At 71.4% G+C, this 4,311-nt stretch carries 4 protein-coding genes; 1 reads left to right on the top strand and 3 read right to left on the bottom strand.

The window, feature by feature from the left end:
• Positions 1 to 252 precede the first annotated feature (252 nt).
• From ACFWEP_RS32315 to ACFWEP_RS32325, 3 genes are all read right to left on the bottom strand, one after another.
• Positions 253 to 1,497, bottom strand: coding sequence for an ROK family protein (locus ACFWEP_RS32315; protein ID WP_387375504.1), 1,245 nt, complete (start codon positions 1,495 to 1,497; stop codon positions 253 to 255).
• A gap of 125 nt (positions 1,498 to 1,622) precedes the next feature.
• Complete coding sequence (locus ACFWEP_RS32320) at positions 1,623 to 2,186, bottom strand: DUF305 domain-containing protein (RefSeq protein ID WP_387375510.1); 564 nt, start codon at positions 2,184 to 2,186, stop codon at positions 1,623 to 1,625.
• Positions 2,187 to 2,272: 86 nt separating this feature from the next.
• Positions 2,273 to 2,923, bottom strand: coding sequence for a DUF3105 domain-containing protein (locus tag ACFWEP_RS32325; protein WP_387375506.1), 651 nt, complete (start codon positions 2,921 to 2,923; stop codon positions 2,273 to 2,275).
• Between the two features lie 539 nt (positions 2,924 to 3,462).
• Between ACFWEP_RS32325 and ACFWEP_RS32330 the strand changes: the two genes are divergently transcribed.
• Complete coding sequence (locus tag ACFWEP_RS32330; RefSeq protein WP_387375508.1) at positions 3,463 to 4,296, top strand: phospholipid scramblase-related protein; 834 nt, start codon at positions 3,463 to 3,465, stop codon at positions 4,294 to 4,296.
• Positions 4,297 to 4,311: the final 15 nt, after the last annotated feature.

Here is a 4,311-nt window from a genome sequence, read left to right on the forward strand (position 1 = left end):
GTCCGGCGGGACGGTCCGGCCCCTGCCGTTTCGTGCGTGCGGGCGCGCGGTGACGGGGCCGTGAGGCGCGACGCCTCGGCGCGCGTCCAGTGCGGCGTGACGGGGCGCACCCCGGCTGCCGTGCGGTGCCGCGGGTCCCCGGCGGTCCTCAGCCCCGGGACGCCGCGACTGCGAAGCCGTCCATGCGGTCCCGGACGCGGACGATCAGGCCGTCCCGCACGTGCGGGATCAGGAGCCGGGTACGTCTTCCTGTCACCGCTCACGGCCGGCGTACGCCACCGGGTCGGCCAGTACGTCCTGCATCACCAGGGCCGCCGCGCCCCGGGCGGCGTCTCCGGCCACCGACGACGCCCGGAGCCTGCCGCTGCCCGGCGACCAGAGGCCGGAGACCACCCGGCCGGTCAGCTCCTCGTCGGCGGGCCCCGAGAGCCACGGCATCAGGCCGCGGTAGATCCCGCCGAGCACCACCGCGTCCGGGTCGATCAGGTTCACCGCGCCCGACAGGACGCGGCCCAGCATCCGGCCCGCCTCACCGACCGCAGCTTCGGCGCGCGCGTCACCGGAGCGCACCCTGCGCTCCAGCTCGACCACCGCCGCACCGCCCCCGGCGCCCTTTATGCCCGCCGCCCGCAGCAGCGCCGCCTGACCGGCGTACTGCTCCAGGCAGCCGCGCGATCCGCACCGGCATTCGGGGCCCGTCGGGTCCACCACCACATGGCCGATCTCCCCGGCGAAGCCGTGCGCGCCACGCAGCAGCTCGCCACCGATCACCAGGGCGCCACCGACACCGATCTCGCCCGTCAGATAGAGAAAGCTGCGGACGTCTCCGAGACCGCCGAACCACAACTCGGCCAGCGCAGCCAGGTTCGCCTCGTTCTCCGAACTGACGGGCAGCGGGCCGAGACCCGGGTTCAGTACGGCGAGCGCGTCGGCGAACAGACGTTCCGCCGGGACGCGGTTCCAGCCGAGGTTGGGGGCCTGACGCACGGCACCACCGGAGACCAGCCCCGGCAGGGCGAGCGCCGCGCCCACCGGGTGGAGTTCCTGCTCGCGGGCCGAGTCCAGGGTCCGCGCGGCGATCCGGGCGGCGCGGACCAAGACCTCCTCGGGCGGTTCTCCCCGGTTGTCCAGGTGCTCGGTCTGCCGTACCCGCCCGGTCCCCGCCAGGTCGACGACGCACACCGAGACGTAGTCGATGTTGACCTCCACGCCGATGCCCGCCGGCCCGGTGCGGGCGACCTTGAGCGCGGTACCGGGGCGCCCCGCCTGACCGCTGAAGGTCTTGCCGGACTCGGTGAGGAAACCGGTCTCCAGCAGCTGCTCCACCAGCGAGGAGACCGCCGCGCGCGTGAGCCCCACGCGGGCCGCCACACCGGCCCTGGTCGCCTCGCCGGTCTCGTCCTCGTCGCGGACGGCACGGAGCACGAGGCTCAGGTTGTGCCGTCTGACGGTGTCCTTGTCGGCCTTGGGGCCCAGCTGCGTGAGGTGATTCTTCATATCGCCACCGAGCCTATGCGACGGCAGATGCGACCGGACCGGGAGAGGGGAGGAATCACGCATTCCGAACGGCTCTCCTCCTGCCCGGCGCTCTCCTCCTGCCGGCTCCCCGCTCCCGGCTGTCGTCAGGGCATGGCGCCTCGCTCGCGGAGCATGTCCGCCATGAGCGCGATCTCCGACCGCTGGCCGCGCACCATGCCCGTGGCCAGGTTTTTGATCGCTTCGGTGGTGGCCGAGCCGGCCGCCGCCTGCGCCATCTGTGCCCCGGCGGTGTGGTGAGCCGTCATGAGTCGCAGATAGAGGACCTCGGCCTCCGCGCCCGTCGCCGCGCGCAGCGCGTCCAGCTGTGTGTCGGTGGCCATACCGGGCATCAGCGCGCCGTCGTGCGGCGTGACCGTGTGACCCATCCACCGCATGGGCGGGACGGCCGAGCTCTTGGGCAGCTCCCACATCTCCAGCCAGCCCAGCATCATGCCGCGCTGATTGGCCTGCGTGTTGATGATGTCGTACGCGAGCCGGCGCACGTCCTCGTCGTCCGTGCGGTCCCTGATGATGAACGACATCTCGACGGCCTGCTGGTGATGTACGGACATGTCCCGGGCGAAACCGGCGTCCACCGAACCGTCCGCGGGCGCCGACCGCCCGGCCGGGGCGGCGGAGGAGGAGGCGGAGGACGGCCGTACGACCATCAGCGCCACCAGCCCCAGGGCGAGCAGCAGCACGGCGACACCCGCCACCGCCAGCCGCCATGACCCGACCGAGCGCCCGGCGTCCGTCACTTCGCGATCCCGCCGGTGCAGGCGGCACCCGGCTCCGGCGTCTGCGCGCCCTGTACGTACGTGGTGAAGAACTGCGCGACCCGCGGGTCCGAGGCGCTCGTCACGGCGACCTGCTTGCCCCAGGCGCTCAGGATCAGCGGGTCCGCCTGGTCCTCCAGCGGGCTCATCAGGGAGTACGGGGTTGCCTTGACCCGCTCGGTGAGCGCCTTCACGTCGGCTTCCGCGGCCTTGCTGTTGTAGGTGACCCAGACGGCGCCGTGCTCCATGGAGTGGACGGCGTTCTCCTTCGGTATCGCCTCCGTGTAGACATCGGCGTTGCAGTTCATCCAGACCGGATTGTGGTCGCCGCCGACCGGCGGGTTCATCGGGTAGGAGACCGGAGTCTCGACATGGTTCTGGGTGAGTTTGTCCCAGCTGCGCTCGCCCGCGATGGCGTCGGTCTTCACCTTTGCCTCCGCCTTGTCCTTGTCGTCCGCCTTCGTCATCAGGTAGCCGCCGCCGACGACCAGCGCGGCGACGACCACCACGGCGGCCGAGATGGTGAAGATCCTGACGCGGCGCTCGCGGCCGCGCTCCTTGCGCCGTGCTTCCTCCAGCTTGGCGCGGCGCGCGGAGGAGGGGGAGTCCTGGTTCTTGATGGAAGTCATGGGATCGTCCTCGGAATTCGGCATCGACGGAAAGGTGCGCAGGGGACGGTGCCCCTGGTGGGCTTCATCAGCCTTCTGGCGGGCCGGGTACGGCGGCCCCTCGAACGAGGGCTCCTGCCCGGCTCACGTTGGCGGGGGCCGGACAGCCTTCACGTCCGCCTGATCCGGGGGTGAATGTGGTCGACGGCCCGCACGGCGTGGTCCGTGGGCACCCGGACGGGAGGGACGCCCGGACGGGACGCGGCGGGGCCGGACCCGTACCGCCGGCAGTGCGGCCCGCGGCGGCGCGGTCCGAGGGAGCACGGAGTCGGTCCGGCGGAACCGTGACGGCACGGCCCTCGCTCCACGGACCCACCGCGGCAGGGCACTTGACCGGCCGACCGGTGACGGACGGAAGGAACGCGCGGTTCGCCCCTTCGCGGACACGGCGTCCGCCCGTACGTGCTCCCGCGCCCTCGGCTCGGTCATCGCCGCCACTGAGTAGGTGTGTGAAGTTTCAAAAATGTGCCTGAAGCCCTGTCGCGGGATAGTGTGCCTCGGTGACCACGACCTCGAACATACCTGCGGGTTGGTTCCCTGATCCGCACGGAGCCGCGGAGCTGCTCCGCTACTGGGACGGTTCCCAGTGGACCGAGCACACCCACTCCGCCGCGGGCGCTCAGCCCACGGCCCCGGCCGGCACTCCGCAAGTCGCCGCCGTGCAGGCCCCGGCCCCTCAGGCGGCCGTGCCCCAGCAGCAGAAGGCACCCGCCCAGCCCGGCCAGATCAGCGCCGGAACGCTCTTCGATCAGCAGGTCCTGGTGGTGAACCAGAAGGCCAAGCTGATCGAGGTGACGAACGAGTACCGCGTCTTCGACGAGCAGGGCGCGACGCTCGGCTCGGTCGTGCAGGTCGGGCAGGGCGCGTTCCGCAAGCTGGTGCGCCTCCTCACCAGCTGGGACCAGTACCTGACGCACCGCCTGGAGATCCGGGACGCCTACGGTCAGCCCCAGTTGCTGCTGACCCGCCCCGCCAAGTTCATCAAGTCGCGGGTGATCGTCCAGCGCCCCGACGGGCAGACGGTCGGCGAGATCGTCCAGCAGAACGCTTTCGGCAAGATCAACTTCGCGATCATGGTGGACGGCCAGAAGATCGGTGCGATCAAGGCCGAGAACTGGCGCGCCTGGAACTTCGCGATCGTCGACCAGAACGACGCCGAGATCGCCCGGATCACCAAGACGTGGGAAGGGCTCGCCAAGACGCTCTTCACCACGGCGGACAACTACGTCCTCAAGATCCACTACCAGCTGCCCGAGCCGATGCTGAGCCTCGTCGTCGCGACGGCTCTCACCGTGGACACCGCCCTCAAGCAGGACTCGCGCGGACTCGGCTGAGTCACGCCCCCGCCG

The sequence above is a fragment of the Streptomyces sp. NPDC060198 genome (assembly GCF_042728415.1).
GTDB lineage: Bacteria > Actinomycetota > Actinomycetes > Streptomycetales > Streptomycetaceae > Streptomyces.